Origin of the sequence: Parabacteroides sp. Y3-G-102 (genome assembly GCF_023656845.1) — a bacterium.
Lineage (GTDB): Bacteria > Bacteroidota > Bacteroidia > Bacteroidales > Tannerellaceae > Parabacteroides > Parabacteroides distasonis.
Genome location: NZ_JAMOKU010000040.1, coordinates 1 through 20,507 on the forward strand (window position 1 = coordinate 1; position 20,507 = coordinate 20,507).

The window sequence follows — 20,507 nt, forward strand, 5'->3', positions numbered from 1 at the left end:
ATAAAGTGTGGGGACAGAACATGATTCACGGTCTTTATGACTAATGAAAACTCGGTCTTATTCCACACTTTGATGTTGAATGTTTATGCAAATTTATAACGATAAATTATTATACAATGAATAATATCCAAGCTTCCATCTATTTCATCAAGCCGGATTATACCGTAAAATGGAGAAATGAGGTAGAGTTCCATGACTGTATCCCTGAATTCGGTCCGGCTAATTGCTTCTTGGTCAAGAACGGAGTAAAGCCTTATTGTACCCGTTGCACGGTCGCAAAGGCCATGGAAACCAAAAAGCAGGTCGATATCACGAATGAGTTCGGCGATGGAAAGTATCTTCATATTTTGGCGAACCCTGTATTAGACGAGCACGACAACCTTATCGGGGTTATTTTCAAGAAAGAAGATGTGACAAAACAAAAACAGGCGGAGAACGAACTGAGGAAAGCGAAAGAGAAAGCGGAAGAGTCCGATCGTTTGAAATCTGCGTTCTTGGCGAATATGAGTCATGAGATTCGAACGCCATTGAATGCGATCGTCGGTTTCTCCGGATTATTGGCCGTAACCGAGAATATGGAGGATAAAGAGGAATATATCAATATCATTAATAGCAACAACGACCTGCTATTGCAATTGATCAATGATATTCTCGATCTAGCCAAGATAGAGGCGGGTACGCTAGAATTCGTGGATTCAGACGTAGATGTCAATCAACTATTCTCCGATATCGAGCAGTCTTCCCGTTTGAAGGCGCAAGATGGTGTGCAGGTATGCTTTGTCGAGAAGATCCCGAATTGTATCTTACGCACCGACCGTAACCGGGTCTCCCAAGTCATTACGAACTTTATCAACAATGCCATCAAGTTCACGACTCAAGGTAGCATCCTGTTTGGCTACCGCCATAGAGATGATGAGTTGTATTTCTATGTAAAAGATACGGGATGCGGTATCGCCAAGGATAAGATCGGTCAAGTTTTCACCCGTTTCGTTAAGTTAAATAGCTTTGTGCAAGGAACGGGGCTGGGATTATCGATTTGCCAGATGATTATCAAGCGTCTGGGTGGAGATATAGGGGTGGAATCAGAGCAAGGGAAAGGTTCTACATTCTGGTTTACGTTGCCCTATTCGATACTAGAAATGCAGGAAGTCCCGCATGAGAAACCAAAAACCGAGAATGTACAGAAGAGCCAGTCATCCAAATCGGCAACCCTATTAATAGCGGAAGATAACGAAAGCAACTATACTTTATTCCAAGCCATGTTGAAAGATTATAACCTTATACACGCATGGAACGGGGAACAAGCGATCGATTTATTCAATAAATATCAACCGGACTTAATCCTAATGGACCTAAAAATGCCGATCGTAGACGGCTATGAGGCTACACGGGTAATTCGGGAAAAGAGCCAGTCCATCCCTATCATCGCCGTAACGGCTTTCGCTTTCGCAGAGGATGAGGAACGGGTAAAACAAAGTGGATTCTCCTCTTACATCGCTAAACCGATCAAGCCGGATAAGCTAATCGCATGTATTAATACTTATTTATAGAATCCGTTTGGTAACAATCGGAAAACGCAAGACGAAAGAGGAACCCTTCTCTACTTGAGAGTCGAGACTAATACTTCCTCCATGACGGTTCATGATCTGCCGGCAAAGACTTAATCCGATGCCGGAACCTTTAGATTTAGTCGTGAAGAAAGGTACGAAGACCTTGTCGATCGCCTCGGGAACAATTCCGCTACCATTATCAATCACCGAAATAATAACCATGCCGGCTTTTTGGACAGCCTCCACGACTATTTGAGGAGATAAGGACTCTTCACAAGCCTCTATCGCATTTTTCAATAGATTAATTAATACTTGTTCCACCATGATCCGATCCGCATATAAATTTAAATCTTCCGGTTTTACACGAAAGAAGAGGATGTCGGACTTCTCCGGAAATAGAAGCCGGATATCGTCAAAGAGAGCCGAAACCGAGAAGTTTCGTAAAGTAGGTAAAGGCAGACGGGTTAATTGCCGATAATTCTCGACAAAATCCAATAGCCCCTTACTTCTCCGGTGGATCGTTTGCATGGCTTGTACCATGATAGCGTAGTCTCTCTCATTCATGCCATTTATCGTCGCACGCTCGGCTACCGTCTCTGATAAAGAGATTACCGGAGCGATCGAGTTCATGATCTCATGCGTCAATACCCGGATAAGTTTCTGCCATGCCTCGGTTTCCGCCTCAGCGACCACCGAATTATACAATCGACTCCGTAAAGCTTCCAAGGCAGCGTTCATAGAAGAGGCCAAAGCCTTTTCGTCTTCCGTCATTGAATCGGAAGGATAAAACAGGCTCAGATCCCCGTAATGAATACTCTCTATCAGGTATTCCATCCGCTTAACAGTCTTTTGCTGATCCTTATATAAGAAAACCGAAAGCGCAAGAATACAAAATCCGAACAGCACGGGAATAAACAAAAACCCTTTCAGTATTAAGAATGAGGCAGTAAAAGACAAGACCACGATCCCCAAAATACGAGCGAACAACAAGTAACGTATCATAAGCCAAATTTCTCCAATTTACGATACAAGGTAAAGCGGGTAATCCCTAGAAGCTCGGCGGCACGAGTGATATTCCCCTCGGCACGACGTAAGGCACGTTCGATCGCTTCTTTCTCCAATACCGTCAAATTTAACTCATCGGATGGTTCCTTATCCCTAAGCGGGACAGAACGCAGAATAAAGTCTTCCGGCCTTAGCCAATTACTTTCAGACAAGATAACCGCCCGTTCAATCGCATGTTGCAGTTCACGTACATTACCGGGCCAAGCATAATTATGTAGCTTATTCTTCCCATCCCTGTTAATGCCCTTCAAGTCTTTCTTATATTTACGGGCATACTTCGACAAGAAATGTTCAGCCAATAAGATCACGTCATTTCCTCGTTCCCTCAAGGGAGGAATATGTAACTCGATCGTATTAATACGATATAAAAGATCTTGCCGGAAAGTACCTTCTGCCACGAGATGATGGATATTCGCGTTCGTTGCGCAGATCAACCGGATATCAATCGGTATGGGTTGCGTTGCTCCCAAGCGGGTTATCTGTCGTTTTTCCAAAGCGGTCAACAGTTTCGCTTGCATGGAAAGGCTTAAGTTCCCGATCTCATCCAAGAACAAGGTACCACCGGAAGCTACCTCCATTCGTCCCGGCTTTTCCTTACGGGCATCCGTAAAAGCCCCTTTCTCATAGCCGAATAATTCACTCTCGAAAAGTTGTTCCGGAATAGAGCCCACATCGATCCCGACGAAAAGATTCCCCGAACGCGGAGATTGATGATATAAGGCGCGGGCAACTAAATCTTTACCGGTTCCATTCTCCCCCAAGATTAATATATTGGCATCCGTATTCTTTAATTTATCGACCGTAGCGAAAATAGCCTGCATCGGTTCGCTTTCACCGATGATCTCGAAGCCAGCATCCTCGGGTGAACTAAGAATCTCAACTTGTTTCTTTAAATTTCGCACTTCCGCCCTACTCTCCCGAAGTTCCAATGCCGAAGAGAGTGTAGCGAGTAATTTCTCCTTTTCCCAAGGTTTCGGGATAAAGTCGGTAGCTCCTGCCTTAATCGCCCGCACGGCCTTATCCGTATCCGAATAGGCAGTCATAAAAAGAACCACCACGTCCGGGTCTATCTTCTTTATCTTCTCCAGCCAATAGAAACCCTCCTGACCACTAATAGCATCCCGTTTGAAGTTCATATCCAACAAGATAATATCCGGGATAAAAGTCCGCATGAAATGATCGATGCGCTCCGGTTGCGTAGCCACTCTTATTTGTTCCATATAGGGCTCCAGTAATAAATTAAGGGCAAAAAGGATGTCCTCATTATCATCTATAATTAATAGTTTTCCCTTTTTCATAAGCGCTGAACTAGTTTGTGATGCCTCAAAGGTAGGTATTAAATCAATGGAAGAAGCGTGCGTAATCGAACGATTATCGTGCACAGATGAACTGTTAAATTAATAGTCCGCAAAGAGGGTTAAGATTAAGTAAACGGTAAGACTATTTAAGCGAAAGAAAAAACGAGGAGAAAGAAGGAAGACTATCTTTGAACACAATTAACAATTCAGGCATTCATGAGACCACTATTGATTGGATTTTTCGTCTGTATAAATATACACTTAGGCTATGCGCAATGGACTGAGCAAGATTCGATCTGGCTAAAGGATGTATTAGCAGGCAAAGATTCCATCAAATTGAACCCTGAATTCCAAAAAGCAATCCAAAGCGGTTCTTTCCTCAACCCGGAACCAAGAAAACCGATGGGGAAACCTCAACTGGCCGCTCCCAGCAATATCCCTATCACCAAAGATTTCTCAGAATATATCCAACAAGACGATACGACACACCGAAAAGTAGCATTGAAGGATTTACCGCCATCGGTATTCTGGCGACATAATCCACCGTATAAAAAGATACTGCCTGTCTATCAATCTATCTTAGATGAATTGAAAAGGACTCCGTCCAGTGGTCGTACCTCACTAGCTACCTTCGATCTAGGAAGGATGACCAGCCGGAAAACATATGTCCATAAACGCAACGCAAAACGCAACGGAACTTGGCAAAACTACGGTAACCTCCCTACCCCAGATGTCATCTCTAAAAGGAAGAAATTCGAAAGACAACAGGCAGAGGCCGCAAAAAAGGACTCCTCATTGATGATCCAACCACCAATCGATTAGCTTACGGGCCAAGCTCAACTTACGGGGGATCTCCGGTAAGTTATCTTTGGTATAGAAGGCACCAGAACTTAGTTCCTCATCCTGCAACTTAATTTCCCCACTTACATAATCCGCTACAAAGCCTACCATCAAGCCACTCGGATAAGGCCAGGGTTGGTTTCCGAAATAAGTGATATTATCGACCTCTAAACCCGTTTCCTCACGGACCTCCCGACGCACACACTCTTCCAAGGTCTCGCCAACTTCTAAGAATCCGGCCACTAATCCATGGAAAGTTCCCCGGAAATTACGGGCATGTACCAAAAGAATCGAATCCTCCTTACGGATCAAGACGATCATCGCTGCTGAGATTGTCGGATAAATCTCATGTTTGCAAGAAGGACATTGCTTCATGATCGACGTAGTCTGTACGGTAGGAGTACCACATACCGGGCAGAAACGGCTATGGCTATCCCAATAAAGCAATTGAAAAGCCTTACCCGCCTTCTCGTAACACGCTCTCGAGATATAATCCCAAGAGGCACGCAACCCCATATGTACGTAACGGTCATTCCCCTCCACCGGAGTATCCAATTCTGCCGTACGTGCGGGAAGTCCATCCCGGTAATCAACCTCTAGCGTATGAGAAACCGGAACTGGGGGATTCTCGCCATAAGGGATGGTATACGTATCATTCTCTTTCTGAAGCAACAGTTGGTCTTTATAAAAAAGGAACCAATAACAGAGTCTATTTGAAGTTTCCATGCTGATATTTCCGAATTATCTTTCTGTATTTAAAACATCCGCGAACTTACGAATTAAAATCAAATAACGTGCGAAAGCGAACGTGCACCGTGCGAAGGCACACACAATCGTTTCTAAGCATTTTTCTATTATCTTATGATTAGCAGAACGTTACATCGATGGCACATTATTTGCATCTTTTCTAAAAAATGAATATATTTAAAACCTGTTACAATGAAACTAATGATTCGAAACTTACTTTATCTATTCAAGCGGTTTAAGACCGCCGTCGTGTTAAACCTCTTCGGCTTGACAATCGCTTTCGCCGCCTTCCTCCTGATAGTAATGCAGGTGGATTACGAGATGAATTACGATGCCATGCACAGTAAATCGGGCCGAACCTTCCGGCTAGAGGCAAATCACGGAGAATTCGAGCATAACGCCATCCATTGCCTAATGTTTAGCGATGCTTTTGTTAACTCATCCGCTCATATCACGGATTACTCCTACCGTTATCCATTCTACGGAGGAGAACGGTATTGCCAAATCGACGAGGTAGACGATCAAGGAGAAGCGAAAGTCTTTAAGGAAAACTTCCAGCTTTGTCTACCCAATATCTCAGATGTCTTTGATTTCCACATGAAAGAAGGTTCCGTCGAATGCCTATCCATTCCCGGCTCCGTACTCATTCCGGAGAGTGTCGCCAAAAGGCTGTTCGACAAACAATCCGCTATCGGTAAACGTATCCGGATGTCCGGCAGTAGTGGCTGGCAACCTGTAAGTACCACGATACTTACTATTGGGGGTGTCTATAAGGATTTCCCGGGAAATACTACAGTACAAAACCGTATTTACGTCCCGATGGACCAACTGGATCTATTAAAAAGTTCTTGGCAAATGTATGCCAACGAAATATACGTCACGCTAGACGATCCCCTAAATAAAGAGGAGGTATTGGATCATTTCAACAAGACTTTCGATTTCGCTAAAAGCCAAATGGGTTCAGCGCAAGAGATCGCATTACGTCTAACCCCCTTAAAGGATGTTTATTACACACATGATACAACTTTCGACTTTAATCCGAAAGGTCACCGGGAGACAAATTATGTGTTACTGGGTATCGCTTTCCTCATCTTATTCATCGCCGGAATCAATTTTACCAATCTCACAACCTCGTTGATTCCCTTACGATTGAAAACGATCAATACGCACCGGGTATTAGGATGCTCCATCTATAAGTTACGAGCCATCTCACTTATCGAATCGATCGTGATCTGCTTGATATCCTACATTCTCGCCTTATTCATCGTAAACGATTTGTCTTACACACCGATCGCTAATTGGGTAGATGCGGATATACGTCTTAGTCAATACAAAGCCCTGATCCTTCTCACAGCACTGATCGCTATCTTGACAGGTTGCTTGGCGGGACTTTATCCAGCTATACGAAGTACCTCCTATGCGCCAGCCTTGGTACTAAAGGGCTCTTTCGGTCTTAGTCCCAAAGGGAAAAAAGTACGTGTCGCCCTGATCGGTTTCCAATACACGGTATCGATCGCCTTGATTATTGTCACCTTATTCATGGGACTTCAGAACCATTTCATGACCTCTAGCGAGCAACTAGGATTCAATAAAGACCAAGTAGCCATCGTGAACCTGACACCGGAGATCTACGCCAAGCATAAGCCCCAATATATCCAGAAACTTAAAGATTATCCGGGAATAGAGGATGTGGCCTTCTCCGTCTACGAATTATCGAAAGAAGATGACATGATCGATCTCGAATATGCCCGTCATGAAGATAAGGATGTATTCTTCAAGGTATTCTATGCCTCCGAGAATTTCCTTTCCGTCATGGATATCCAAGTAGAGGAAGGAAGGGATTTTACACGGGAGGATTTAAACAAGGCACAAAGTGATTATATCATCAATCCGGCGGCAGAGCGGGATTTCCACTTACATCCCGGAGATCGTTTCAATGATCGTACGGTTCTAGGAGTCAGCAAGGATTTTCGGTTTAACTCTTGCCGGATCGCAAGCTCGCCTTTCGTATTCGCATTGAATAACGATATACCCAATCCTAAATTGGTATCCTATATCCGCTTCAATTCGAAAACGAATTTACAGGAAGCTGTCGCCCACGTCCGGGAAACATTGAAAGAGATCGATCCGACTTTCCCTTTCGAGATCTCTTTCTACAACACCATCTTAAACAATTTATATCAGAAAGAACAAACACTGGGTAAACTCATCTCCCTATTCGGAATAATGGCGATCTTGATCTCTATCGTAGGTGTATTCGGACTCGTGCTATTTGAGACGCAATACCGCCGGAAAGAGATCGGCATCCGCAAGATCAACGGAGCGACTACCGGACAGATTCTTTTGATGTTCAACAAGACTTATATCCAGATCGTCTCCGTTTGCTTCATCATCTCGATCCCAATAGCATGGATAGGAACACAACAGTGGCTAGAGAATTTCGCTTATAAAACACCACTCCATCTTTGGGTCTTCATCGTAGCTTTCCTAATCATTCTCTCGGTTACGATCGGTACCGTTACTTTCCGGAACTGGCAAGCGGCGAATGAGAATCCTGTGAACTCGGTGAAGTCTGAATAAACTCACTCGGAGTGATCCCGTAAATTTCTTTAAAGCAACGGGTAAAATAGTTCGGATCGGAGAAGCCGACCTGAGCAGCTACCTCCCCGATCGAATAAGCGTGCTGCCCCAATAACTCGGCGGCACGCTTTATACGTATATTACGGGTGAATGAGGAAGCGGAGCAACCGGTAGTAGACTTTAATTTCCGAAATAAGCTGGCACGGCTCATCGCCATCTCGGAACAGAAAAGCTCTACATCAAACTCCGGGTCCTGCAAATGAGCCAGAACGACCTTTGTCACTTTCGAAAGAAATTCCTTATCCGGATCGGCGATGGTTTGCTCCGGAGTACGCAAGTCGAACCGATCCCTGAAATATAACTTTAGTTGCTCACTACGTTTGAGCAGATTCTTGATCTTCGCTTTTAGGACAGCAAGACTGAACGGTTTAGGCAGATAATCATCCGCTCCGGCTCCATACCCTTCCAATTGTTGACGTTCTTCCGCTAAAGCAGTCAATAGGATAACCGGTATATGGGCCGTCCGTTCATCCATTTTCAAAGCCTCACAACATTCAATCCCATTCATGACCGGCATCATTACATCCGAGACAATCACGTCCGGTAGGATCTCCATGGCTTTCTCCAAGCCGACCTTTCCGTTTTTCGCTATCACGACCCGGTAATCCGTTTGAAAAGCATTCATCAAATAACGACATAGATCCTCATTATCCTCTACAAACAAAAGCGTTTGTCGTAGATTCTCCGGGACCGGGTTTGTTCCTTCCAATGGAACTGATTCCCGCAAAGATGCCTCTTCCATTTTAGGTTCCGAATACTCCAACCACTCCTCAGGATAAGCCTCTTCCGATATAGGCAAGGCAACCGTAAAAACAGAACCTTTCCCCAATTCACTCTCACATTGAATGGTTGCCTTATGTAACTCCAATAGCTCTTTTGTGTACGCAAGGCCGATCCCCGAACTCTCCGAGCGGCGAAACGCTATCGATTCCCCCTTATAATATTGATCAAAAATATACGGTAACGATTCGGGGGGAATGCCGATTCCACTATCCGTAATTCGTAAAGTCATGACCGCATCGGATGAGCTTTGCTCCAATAAAGCGGAAAAGCTTACCGAACCACCATCCGGCGTATACTTAAATGCGTTCGACAGTAAATTATATAGAACCTGCTCTAGGATATTCTTGTCAAAATAAGCGATTGAGATATCCGGGGCAATCGAATACGTAAACGCAATTTTATAGGAATCGGCCAAAGGAATAAAGGTTTCCGAAATCTCCTTTAAGAATCGACTGAGATCCGCACAAACAATATGCGGGGAAGGAACTCCCCGGGTCAATACCGATAAATCCAGTAATTCATTGACATGCCGAATCAAGCGATTGGTATTCCGGGAGATCGTACGCAAAGTTTCTTTATCTCCACAAGATTCTTCTGAACCGGAATGCCGTTCCAGATCCTCCGTCAATCCCTTGATTATCGTCAGAGGGGTACGAAGCTCATGAGAGACATTCATAAAGAAACGAGTTTTCAACGCATCTTTTTCCTCCAGTTCTTGCTTGGCCTGTTTCAACAGCCGTGTACGTTCTTGTATCTTACGCTCCAACTCGGCTTGGCGAAGCTGATACCAGCGCACCCGGCTCTTATAGGCGATATACAACAGTACGCATACAACCACGAATACCAGCAAAATAAACCACCACGTCCGCCACCAAGGAGGAAAGATCCTGACAGGTTCGGTAATGGGAGCGCTCCAATAGGAACCATTGCCGGAAGTTTCCACCCGAAACACATAGTTTCCCGGTGGTAGGCGGTTATATATAGCCGTACGATCGCTGGCGTCCACCTCCCGCCAATCCGTATCATATCCATCCAGACGATACCGGTATCGGATACTACGGGGATGAGAATAATCGAACGCGATAAAACCCACCTGTAAACCTTGCTTCTCACGTGAGTCTCCGATCGTGAGGTTCGTGATTCGCAGAGACTCAGGTATTTTTCTCAAACCGTCCGTTAACTGAACGGGATCAAAAGAAACGATCCCCTCATTACTGCCAAATACAAGTTCACCCGATTTGCGCTTACAGCAAGCGCCACCCATAAACTCATTCGATAATAAACCGTTTGCCGTCGTATAATTAACGATATGCCGGTTTTGTATATCCAAGCGACTCAGCCCTTTATTCGTGCTGACAAACAGGATGCCCGGCTCACCTTCACGGATTCCTCGTACGATATTTCCCGATAAGCCATCCTGTACCGTGAAATGATCAAATCGCCCGGTTCGCTTGTCGTATTGATCCAACCCCGCATTCGTACCGATCCACAAATAACCGGAAGAGTCCACAAACAGACAATGAATATGATTCGACGCAAGGGGATTCATCTCACCCGGTATATATCGATACGTGATAAGTGCTCTCGTCTTCGTATCCCACACCCGAAGCCGCCCCTCATCCGCTCCTCCCCAAAACCAAGATTCTTCGCTCACGCATAAGTTACATAACTCCGACAACGAGTTGATCGGATAATCATAAGAGACTTGGTAATCCGGTATAAAAGGGCGGATTCGGAAATCATCCAGATTCAACCGGTCCGGGTTGGCGTCTTGATAACTGATCCATAGGTTCCGCTCCGAATCCTCACGGATAGAACCTATAATCTTTCCGGATAAAGAGGACGGACTTTTTCGGGGTGAGAAGGTAAAACGCATATCTACCCGGGAAGTCTTATGGTTAATCCGATCTAATCCCCTAGAGGTCGCAACCCAAAGATTCAGGTCCGAATCCTCATAAACGGCTAGGATATGAAGAGAAGACAGATTCTCTTTTTCCGTGTATCCCAAGGTATATCGAAACAAGGAAGGTGTTAAATCCGCATGGCTCACCCCATACGTGGAATGCCCCGCCCACAGATGATCCGAGTCATCCAGAAACAAACAGGTAATCTGGTTACTGCTGATAGAATGTGCGTCTTCCGGCACGTTCCTCAACTGTCCCATTTTCCTCTCCTTCGGAGAATAATAAAAAAGACCTTGATTGAAACGGCTATCATCAAACCAGACCGTTCCGTCCTTACTCTCGAAGATGGATCGCACTTGGCATTCTCCCGTAGGTTCCAGATCCTCCGGCCGGTCAAAGAAATGCTCACATCGCAAGGCAAGCCGGTTCATCCGGCTAATCAAGCTTACCCCCTTATTATGTCCGATCCAGAAATCACCATCACCGGTCTCCAAGAATTGATATACCCGAGTATCCTCACGACCGACAGATTGGAAGATCTCTCGCTCTCCCATATCAAGCGAACGAAAAGCCCCTTCACGTCCCGTACCTAACCACATATAATCAAACCGGTCGATATAGATCGCGTTAACGCCATTCAAATTGCCGGCATTGATATCCTCCCGGTCATTTGTCCGTATCGTATAATCTTGAAAGTGGTTTGTTTCTTTGTCATACAAACTAAAACCAGCTAAAGTCCCTACCCAAAACGAATGATCCGGCGCCGAATACAAACAATTCACAGGAGACGACGAGACTACCGAACCCGCCGGCGAAAGGCGTACCAATTTCTTCTCTTTAGCATCATACTCCAACATCCCGTTCTCCGTACCTATAAAGATATGTCCCGGAACGGAGGCCGAGAAACAAGTAGGACTACCATACACACGTAACTGTTGTCGAAGCCATTCTTTCGTGAAATTCAAAAATGTATCCGAACCTCTGTCATAACGGCTAATCCCACCCGAGGAAAAAAAGATCCAGATACCTCCATCTGAATCCTCGAATAATTTATCGATAGAACTGCTTTGTATACTTTCCGGACAATCCGGTACGGGCAAGAATACTTTAAACGTATATCCATCGTAGCGGTTCAAGCCTTCAGTCGTCCCGACCCAGACATACCCGGTACGATCCTTCAAAATAGAGGTCACCGAAGAAGAAGAAAGCCCGCTATCCATTGTTATCCGGTCAAAAATAACGTTGGTAGCTTGCGCTCTCGTTATCATAAGTACAAACAGCAGTAAAAGGTATATTCTCATCCATTCATCTGATTAATGCCCCAAATATAAAGATTAAGTGGGTGAAAATCACAGAAAACAGAAAGATTGAACGATTTGTACGGTATTATGAAACATATGTCCGGCCCGCTCCCTCCCTATTTCCCTAGCTTTGCGGTATCAATTCTAAAACGAATGTAAAATATGAGAAAACTTTTTCTATCGCTAGTATTCCTTAGCGTGCTACTATCTATCCATGCGAATCCGGGTATTAAAGGAATCGTAATCGATCAAACCACCCGTAAGGCATTAGACTACGCTCACGTTGTATTATATGATGGAAATCATATCGTCGAAGAAGCTATGACTGAAGCGAACGGTTCTTTTCTAATCCAGCCCGTAAAACCGGGAACGTATTCGATCCGTATCCATTTTCTGGGATATGATGTTTATATGGGAGAGGAGTTTATCCTTACAGAGCAGATCAAGGATCTGGGTACTATCCCGATGCGAATGCTTGAGGTAGGCTTACAGGAAGTGGAGGTCGTAGCCAACAAGAAACAAGTCATCTATAAACTGGATAAAAAGATCATCGAGGCTTCTTCCAACCTGCTTTCCTCGGGAGGAACCGCTGTCGATATCCTAGAGAACACGCCTTCCATCCGGGTGAACGCCGAGGGAGAGGTTACCTTCCGGGGGAGTAGCGGATTCACAGTCTACGTAGATGGAAAGCCCAGTATATTTACCGGGACCCAAGCCTTGGAACAGATCCCGTCCGGACAAATCCAGAATATAGAGATCATCACCACCCCGTCCGCCCAACATGATACAGGGGGTGATGTCGGGATCATCAATGTCATTACCAAGAAGAACTTCGGGGAAGGGTTGAGCGGAGTAATCAACCTAAGCGGGAATACGGTATGGAGCCGGACCTTGGATTTCTTGTTGACCGGACAAAACAAGGCGTCTCAATGGCGTATAGGCGGTTATGTGGGAAACCGACTTCGTAAAAGTCATTTTACCCAAGAGAAAACGACGTTGGTAAACGATACGACAACGACTTCTTATTCCAATGGCCCCCGTGAAAGTAACGGCTACGCATATATTCTCAACGGAGGTTGGAGCTATACGCAAAAACAAACGACTTTTTCTATTAACGCGGAAGGCGGATATGCCGGACTCAAGCGAAAAGGGGATCTGGAATATACGGAAGAACGTTCCGCTAATGGCGAGCAATTCGAGAACGGAGAGTTCAAGAGCCTTGACGACTTTGATATCCATGAGACTTTCGGACTAGGGAATCTGGCCGTGGATCATAAGTTCAATGATAAGGGGCATAACCTTAGCGGTAGCTTCTTCTTGAAATATGGAGGCGACGCTCTGGAATATTTCCAAAGCGATCTGTTCGACAAAAACAACGTACGCCAGCAAGGTCATCGTGCGTGGGAGGCCGAACATCGTTGGACCGTCCGTGCGAAAGCCGATTATGTATTTCCATACAGCAAAACCGGGCAAATCAAGGCGGGTTATCAATATTTCTCATACTCGGAAGACGGCGATTATAGTATGCAGTTTTGGAACCCGGATACCAAAGAGTTCTTCTGGCGTGACGATATTTACAACACGTTCTATTTCCAACAAGGGATCAACTCCCTTTATGCGATCGTTGGGGATAGCTACCGGTCTTTTGATTTTCAAGTAGGATTACGGGGAGAACATACGCATCAAGTATTACGTAGCTCCAAAGATTGGGCGAACCGCCTACAAAAGCGTTTTGAGTTGTTCCCATCCGCCCATATCGGTTATAACCTCACACAAAATCAGAAGCTTCTATTCGCTTACAGCCGTCGTACGACCCGACCGGAGCTTTATTTCATGGAGCCATACATCACTTACAAGGATTACTATACAGCCGAGATCGGTAACCCGGATATACGCCCGGAGTACATTCATTCTTTCGAGTTGAATTATTCCTTGACTTCCGGCGACAATGCCTTGTCTGCCTCCCTATTCCACCGAACCCGCAAAGACAAGATCGAACGATTACGGGTTCCTTACCAAGCCGGGGTTACCTTGGATTCCATGGCGAACGTGGGACATGATTATTCCACCGGAATAGAACTATCGGGCAGTTTGCAGGCCACCAGTTGGTGGAATACGCAAATAAACGGTAGCCTTTATCACTACCGGGTAGAGAACGAGTATAAGACGGACGGAAAGAATGAGACCAGTACCAATTACGAGATCGCTTGGAACAACGCTTTCACGGCCGGGAAATACACAAGGATACAGCTTGACGGCAATTTCGTAGGTCCTTCCGTAACCACCCAAGGAAGAACCCAGTCGTTCTGGTTTGTCAACCTAGCGATACGGCAACAATTCTTCAAACGGAAGTTGACGGCCACCCTCTCTTTCCGGGATGTCTTCAATACGGCCCGTTATGTCAATACGATCACTTCCTCGAACTTGATTTCCAAAACACGAATCCGGCCCGATTACCCGTTGATAGGCTTGACCCTTAGCTATACGTTCAACCAGTTCAAGCTAAAGAATGGCTTATCCAACAATTCAAAGGATTTATTCGAGGGGACGAATCATTAATACCGAATTACCCTACTTTCAAAGTAAGCTAGCTTCGTTGGCAAAGTAAGCTAATTAAAATGCCCAAGTAAGTTAACTTACTTTGCCAACGAGATAAACGTAGTGGTCCTTATATCTTGTTTACCGAGGATAGAATACATCATTGGGTAACTGTAACTTTTTTGAATCCAACTTTGTTACTTTCCAATTTTAAGTTACTTTTGTGAACACTTAGTTAAAAATGAGGTATATTCAATGATTAACAGCATATTACTGACTAATTTCACGGGCTTTGCAAACAATCGTTTCGATTTCACCGAAGGAGTAAATGTCCTCATCGGCAAGAATGGTACCGGCAAGACACACGTGCTTAAATGCTTGGCTGCCACCTTGCAGGCACGTCACGACTTCCTCGGCAAGAACTCTGCTTCCAAAGAGCAGTTTGAGTATATCTTGGCGGAAGATATGATCTATTATTTCAAGCCGGACATCATCGGCAATTTGGTCAGCAAAGGACTACCTTCCGGTAGGGCGAACATTGCGGTTACGATAGATAGCAAGGTATTGCAATATAGCTTTTCCTCTGCAGCCAAGACGACTGTGAAATTGGAAACGGACGAGAAGTGGAACGACCGTCATTTCATCTACATCCCTCCTCGTGAAATGTTCTCTTTGTTCGAGGGTTTTATCGGTTTGAGCAGTAAGCGTGAGATTTCATTCGACCAGACCTACATCAATCTAGCACACGCATTGGCTCTCCCCGTATTGCGTGAGTCTGAAGATAATCCGTTGAGACCGGCTGTTGAGTTGTTGGAACGGGAATTGCAGTTCAAGGTGCTGCAGATGAACGGACGTTTCTATATACAGACGGAAAGTGGTAATATGGAAGCGCATTTGGTGGCAGAAGGTCTTCGCAAGTTGGCCTCTATCTTATACCTCATACTGAATGGGGAAATTAATGCGAACACCATTCTGTTCTGGGATGAGCCGGAAGCCAATTTGAACCCGGCTCTTATCAAAGTGGTGTCGAAGTTCATCCTTGTGCTTCAGGAATGTGGTTTGCAGATTTTCATCGCTACACACGATTATTTGCTTACACATACGCTTTCTCTTTATTCCGAGTATAAAGAACACACCGGTGTATCTGTCAAATTCTTTGGGCTGAAAAAAGAAGGCAAGGGAATCATTGTAGAGGAAAGCGAAACCTTGGCAGGCATACAGAGCAATCCGATTCTGGAGGAATATGCAGCCTTTTACGACTTGGAACAACAATTCATCAGCAAATATGAGTAATTTTCAGGAAAGCGGCATAAACTTCAAGTTTCAATCTCCCAAATGGAACGTTGTCAAGTACGACGAACATTTGGCGCACAAAAAAGTAAGCAATGCCTTGCAGCCTACCAAAGCGGTGGACTTTTTAGGTATTCATGACAACAGACAGTTGTTTTTGGTAGAAGTAAAGAATTACAGAGGGCATACACACGATGCAGAGACTCAGGAAGTGCTTCAGGCAAAAGGCGAGGAATTAATGCGCAGGATTGCTGTCAAAGTTAGGGACACAATCGCCACGGTAACTAATTCTGCTCGTTTTTCGACCAATGATGAGGATTTTTTTACCCGGATTAATCAGTTGCTACTTGATAATCAGAAAAAGATAGTCATTATTGCCTGTATAGAACTGGACATTGCTGGTGAAAAAGAACACAAAGCCCGTATGAGTGTCTGGATGCAAAAATTAAAGCAAAAGTTGGCATGGTTACATGCGGCTAAAATTTCCATCAATCCGATTGAAAATATCTCTGCTGTCTTGCCGGATACGGAAATCTTGTTCGTGTAATCTCCCGGCAAACTTTAGTGACCTTTGTTGCCGGTCTTTTATTAGTCCGTCTTTTTCTCTTCTGTGGATTCCCCAAAAGTAAGCCCCGATCGAATAAACGACCGGGGCTAATTCTTTTCCCGCTTTCCTTCCTCACGGAAGTACTAAGGGATGAACTTTAATTTATTACTTTAGTATTAATATTAATCCATTCCCGCTTGTTCGCCCTCACGGGATACTTGGGCCGAGGCCCTCACGGGAACTTAATATCGTCATTATATTTTTATTTAACTATTGTCTTAACAGCGTTCTCGCCTTCTACGGCTACTGCGATGATTCCAGCAGGAACAGCGATCGTAGCGTTGTCGGAAGCAAGAATAGTCTCGGCTACTACCTTACCTAAGATATTAGAGATAACCACCTTCTTACCGGCTGCGCCTTGGATCTCTACGATACCATTGCCACCTATTACCTTAACACCGGCAGCGCCATCAGCTACAGACTCGTTGGAAGTAGGATCACCAGCAGTGATCGTGAACTTCATGGCGCTATTCTTATCAGTACCCCAAGCCAATTTGTCGTTGAGGCCATATAAGTAACGATCTTTCTCCTTAACGGAACGGATCACATACATACCCTCATCGTCAGCGCATTGGATAATCTGAACCTTGAAGTTATCCAAGCCGCCTAATACGCCTTCGTCGTCAGCATTTTTCGCAACTTTCACTTCCTTACCCTTTACTACCGTAGAGATCGTATCGTTGTTTGCCTCGATAGAAGCAGACTTGAAGATAGCCTTAGTAGCTTTTTCAGCCCATTCATATTTCTTGTCGTACATACCGTCCGCTACATAATAGTCCACAGAATCCTTCGGATTGAACAAGAACAAGCTTCTATTAGGATCTTCCGTACCCTTAGAGATATAGAAAGAAGGAACGATCGCTTTCGTATCGGTTACGCGCAAATAGAATGAGTATTGCTCATTATTCACTACGATACCCTCTTGGTTCTCGTTCAAGGAGATATAGTTGCCTAACTCGCTTACCAATGAGATATGGCCATTCTTAGCGGGATAGCTGATTTCCGGAGCTTCCTCGATCAAGTAAGTCTTTAATGTCATGTCTTGATTATTACCCGGCAATGCATAAACTACGGATGGAGTTGTATACACATACTCGTCATTGTTATACTTAACAGCTACTACTGATTTCGTAGTCTTGCCAAATACAGTTGTAACATTCGCATTCGTACTTGATACAGGAATCAAATAAACAGAGCCATCAGCAGCTTGTTTAATAACGAACTTAGCCGCATCTGCCGTAGCCATAACGTCTGCACCGTTAACATGGGTACTAGTATCTGTACCTTGCGGGAAATAGGCATTAGTCTCTATACCATCATTGATATAGCGCAATTGATAAGCATAAGCATAGCCTTTATCGCCCTTAGCCTGTACGGTCACGTGGTTACCTCTATTGTAAACGAAGCTACTCTCGATGATCGTCTTCGGAGCCTCGTCTTTGATCAATTGCCATTGAGCGGCATCGGATACGCTGTTGGCGAACTTACCATCAGCATTCAATTTGTAGACATTACTATTATTGTCTTTTGTAACAGCGGTATACCATTTATTGGAAGTCACGTTGTTGTCGCGAGCGAAAGCCATTGTTACCAAAGTCTGGTCATCTACGTTCAAGAAACCTGCGTATGGATCAACTTCTTCTACTTTCGTCAACTCCACTAACAGACGCTTAAACTCTACGGTCTGAGTCGAAGCAGTCTCACGGTAGGTATTCTCATCAACATAGATAGGAGTGATATCCCGAGTTGAAGGAACAGCTGTCTCATATACATTCTCACCCAAATCTGTTTTAGGGAACAATGTCGTAAGGAAATGATCACCTGTCTCACGATTCGTGAAAGTGATCTTATAAGTATCATCCACGCTTGTAATCATCCATTGATAAGCCGGAGTCTCTGTCTGTGACAACACCTTCGCTTTTGCGACAAGCTCAAAACTACCATTATCGACCGCAGAAGTCAAATATTTTCCATATACGCTCTTCACATCCCCTTGCTTACCGCTCAATACACGGATCGTATAAACAGCTGCCTTAGCCTCCTTGTTCAACAACTCGATACCTTTCTTCGTACCGGCAACGCCCAACTTAAAGATGAACTTATCCGTCTTGTCTGAAGTGTTAGAGATCGTAGTCAAGTAGAAATTATCATTATGCTGCAAAATCTCCAACTTGATTTGAGCATCCTTATGATCGGCCTTGCTACCTTGTATTCTGAAACGGAAACGATCCAGATTCAACTCATACGGATAAGATTCCACGTAACTCTTTTGAACACGGAAACAAGCGTTATGGATAGAAATCTCGTCACCTTGTGTCTTCCAAGCCGCACCTGTTCCTACATACAGGTTCAAGTCACCAATTTCCTTCTCTACCAAAGAGAAACCATCACCATTCGCACGTCCGGCGTTCGTTCCCTCCATTGTCTCTGTAGAGCTTGCAACCAAAACCGTAGCGTTCAACCACGCATTATAGTCCCTAACCACTTGGTCACTATTATCTAAAGCTGGAGCATTTTTCGTAAAGAAGTACATACCGGCAGGAATCTGCAAGTCTGAAGAAGATCCTGAATACCCCGGGTATTGTGTAGCATCAATCGTAATTGGGCGAGCCAAATAACGAGCTACCACCATTTTGTCGTTAAACAAGTTACCGATAGGTTCTTCACCTTGATCTTTAAGACGTTTAGAAACGAAAGAGAAACCAGATGTATTGTACAATGCGTTCAATTCCTCTGAATTCGTCAACAACTCAGACTTAACCTCGTAAAAGATCGGAGCCGCAATCGTCGTAGATACTGTTGACACATTACTACCCCAATTCAAGCCGTTGAGAGGAGTAGAAGATGAATAAATATACAAATTGTTATTCGTGCCAGAATATGCACCTCCCGTAAGAGCAGAAACAGAAGATCCATCAAATACGAAATCCTTATTCGTATTCTTATCCTCTACTTTCGTGTTTTTCTCTATAGCCGTAAAGCCGACATTAACCCTTAAAAGCTTTCCTGTCTCAACATTCGTAAAATTGTAAGAGAAGAAGCCTTTCGGAGATTCAGTTATGCCAACAGTCCAAACATACTGTTTAACATCATCATTATCAGCAAGAGGCGTAGATAATCCTATCGTAGACTCTGTAATGGTGCTACCCGATAGCTCATGACCATAAGCCTCATTATTCGTCTGATCATTAACAAATACATACTGGTGTCCAGCCTTCAATTCCGTAGCAGGCGTTGCGGTAAACGTCCCCTGTCCATTCACAAAGCCAGCCAATTGCTGAATAGAACTTTGCGCCCAAGCACTACCGCACAACGAACCCGCCATCAGCAGACCCGCCGTAAACAATGTAGAAATCTTTCTGTTCATAAATCGAAAATTTAAATATTAATAATAGTGTTAATTGAATATCTATCAAATCCTTAATCATCCTTCGTCTATACCGAAACGACTAGTTTAAACGATCGTTTAGATCTTGCGTTTTTAAAGGAGGAAAAAGAGAGGTTCGTCTGCCGAATCGGTTGTTTCTATTCTATTGATAAGAAAGCCGATAAGGGGCAAAAAAAATAGCAAGGAAGGGTTGCAAGTGTCAAAGAAACGCGTACCTTTGCAAAAGACTAATCTAAACGATCGTTTTCACCGTTCATTTTCATGTATATAATATAATGTACGTGCGTACATTGAATAAAGGCTTACTAAAAATCTTCCTACAATAAATAACATATTCAATATAAACTGCCCTGTTTTGGGTCTCCCAAGTGAATAACTAACGGCTTGTCGAGTGAATAACTTACGGCTATACCTAGTGAATAACTTACGGCTTGGGAAGTGAATAACTAACCACTTACAAACCTTTTTTCCTACCGTTGACCAAAGGAATTTCCTATCACCACAATGCCCATTATAAGGTCTTTACAATAGGCATTGTAACACCTTTATAATGCCC

General features: G+C 44.2%; 10 protein-coding genes and 1 pseudogene. 6 read left to right on the forward strand and 5 right to left on the reverse strand.

The annotated features are described in order from the left end of the window. Window positions 1–104: 104 nt before the first annotated feature. Window positions 105–1,550, forward strand: a pseudogene (locus NBH16_RS17510) (ATP-binding protein); the annotation flags it as partial. Here NBH16_RS17510 and NBH16_RS17515 read toward each other — a convergent pair. Next, window positions 1,545–2,552 (reverse strand): sensor histidine kinase, encoded by a 1,008-nt coding sequence (locus NBH16_RS17515; RefSeq protein WP_005867524.1) that lies wholly within the window; start codon window positions 2,550–2,552, stop codon window positions 1,545–1,547. The pseudogene NBH16_RS17510 and the gene NBH16_RS17515 overlap by 6 nt on opposite strands. Beyond that, window positions 2,549–3,913, reverse strand: a complete 1,365-nt coding sequence (locus NBH16_RS17520) for a sigma-54-dependent transcriptional regulator (protein WP_005867523.1) — start codon at window positions 3,911–3,913, stop codon at window positions 2,549–2,551. The genes NBH16_RS17515 and NBH16_RS17520 overlap by 4 nt, the downstream gene beginning before the upstream one ends. A gap of 216 nt (window positions 3,914–4,129) precedes the next feature. On the opposite strand from NBH16_RS17520, the gene NBH16_RS17525 reads away from it, so the two are divergent. After that, window positions 4,130–4,735, forward strand: a complete 606-nt coding sequence (locus tag NBH16_RS17525; RefSeq protein WP_005867522.1) for a DUF4858 domain-containing protein — start codon at window positions 4,130–4,132, stop codon at window positions 4,733–4,735. Here the strand turns inward: NBH16_RS17525 and nudC are convergent. Continuing rightward, complete coding sequence (gene nudC, locus NBH16_RS17530) at window positions 4,706–5,479, reverse strand: NAD(+) diphosphatase (protein ID WP_005867521.1); 774 nt, start codon at window positions 5,477–5,479, stop codon at window positions 4,706–4,708. The two genes, NBH16_RS17525 and nudC, sit on opposite strands and share 30 nt — an antisense overlap. A 213-nt stretch (window positions 5,480–5,692) precedes the next feature. Between nudC and NBH16_RS17535 the strand changes: the two genes are divergently transcribed. Beyond that, complete coding sequence (locus NBH16_RS17535; protein WP_005867520.1) at window positions 5,693–8,080, forward strand: ABC transporter permease; 2,388 nt, start codon at window positions 5,693–5,695, stop codon at window positions 8,078–8,080. Here NBH16_RS17535 and NBH16_RS17540 read toward each other — a convergent pair. Then, entirely contained in the window at window positions 8,019–12,128 is a 4,110-nt protein-coding gene (locus NBH16_RS17540) for a hybrid sensor histidine kinase/response regulator transcription factor (protein ID WP_005867519.1), read from the reverse strand. The two genes, NBH16_RS17535 and NBH16_RS17540, sit on opposite strands and share 62 nt — an antisense overlap. A gap of 162 nt (window positions 12,129–12,290) precedes the next feature. Here NBH16_RS17540 and NBH16_RS17545 point away from each other — a divergent pair, with 162 nt between their 5' ends. The 3 genes from NBH16_RS17545 to NBH16_RS17555 all read left to right on the forward strand — a co-directional run bounded on the left by NBH16_RS17545 (window position 12,291) and on the right by NBH16_RS17555 (window position 16,503). Next, on the forward strand, window positions 12,291–14,687 hold the full coding sequence (locus tag NBH16_RS17545; protein ID WP_005867517.1) for a TonB-dependent receptor: 2,397 nt from the start codon (window positions 12,291–12,293) through the stop codon (window positions 14,685–14,687). A 234-nt stretch (window positions 14,688–14,921) separates the two neighbouring features. Then, window positions 14,922–15,959 carry an AAA family ATPase gene (locus NBH16_RS17550; protein ID WP_005867516.1) on the forward strand — a complete coding sequence of 346 codons (1,038 nt, stop codon included), beginning with the start codon at window positions 14,922–14,924 and terminating at the stop codon, window positions 15,957–15,959. Beyond that, on the forward strand, window positions 15,952–16,503 hold the full coding sequence (locus tag NBH16_RS17555; RefSeq protein ID WP_005867515.1) for a hypothetical protein: 552 nt from the start codon (window positions 15,952–15,954) through the stop codon (window positions 16,501–16,503). The genes NBH16_RS17550 and NBH16_RS17555 overlap by 8 nt, the downstream gene beginning before the upstream one ends. Window positions 16,504–16,765: 262 nt before the next feature. On the opposite strand, the gene NBH16_RS17560 is transcribed toward NBH16_RS17555, so the two are convergent. Next, window positions 16,766–19,930, reverse strand: a complete 3,165-nt coding sequence (locus tag NBH16_RS17560; RefSeq protein WP_005867514.1) for a DUF6383 domain-containing protein — start codon at window positions 19,928–19,930, stop codon at window positions 16,766–16,768. Window positions 19,931–20,507 lie beyond the last annotated feature (577 nt).

Coding starts and splice junctions, on each gene's coding strand:
- NBH16_RS17550 (WP_005867516.1), top strand. CDS start 14,922: ATGATTAACAGCATATTACTGACTAATTTCACGGGCTTTGCAAACAAT.
- NBH16_RS17525 (WP_005867522.1), top strand. CDS start 4,130: ATGAGACCACTATTGATTGGATTTTTCGTCTGTATAAATATACACTTA.
- nudC (WP_005867521.1), bottom strand. CDS start 5,479: ATGGAAACTTCAAATAGACTCTGTTATTGGTTCCTTTTTTATAAAGAC.
- NBH16_RS17520 (WP_005867523.1), bottom strand. CDS start 3,913: ATGAAAAAGGGAAAACTATTAATTATAGATGATAATGAGGACATCCTT.
- NBH16_RS17555 (WP_005867515.1), top strand. CDS start 15,952: ATGAGTAATTTTCAGGAAAGCGGCATAAACTTCAAGTTTCAATCTCCC.
- NBH16_RS17545 (WP_005867517.1), top strand. CDS start 12,291: ATGAGAAAACTTTTTCTATCGCTAGTATTCCTTAGCGTGCTACTATCT.
- NBH16_RS17540 (WP_005867519.1), bottom strand. CDS start 12,128: ATGAGAATATACCTTTTACTGCTGTTTGTACTTATGATAACGAGAGCG.
- NBH16_RS17515 (WP_005867524.1), bottom strand. CDS start 2,552: ATGATACGTTACTTGTTGTTCGCTCGTATTTTGGGGATCGTGGTCTTG.
- NBH16_RS17560 (WP_005867514.1), bottom strand. CDS start 19,930: ATGAACAGAAAGATTTCTACATTGTTTACGGCGGGTCTGCTGATGGCG.
- NBH16_RS17535 (WP_005867520.1), top strand. CDS start 5,693: ATGAAACTAATGATTCGAAACTTACTTTATCTATTCAAGCGGTTTAAG.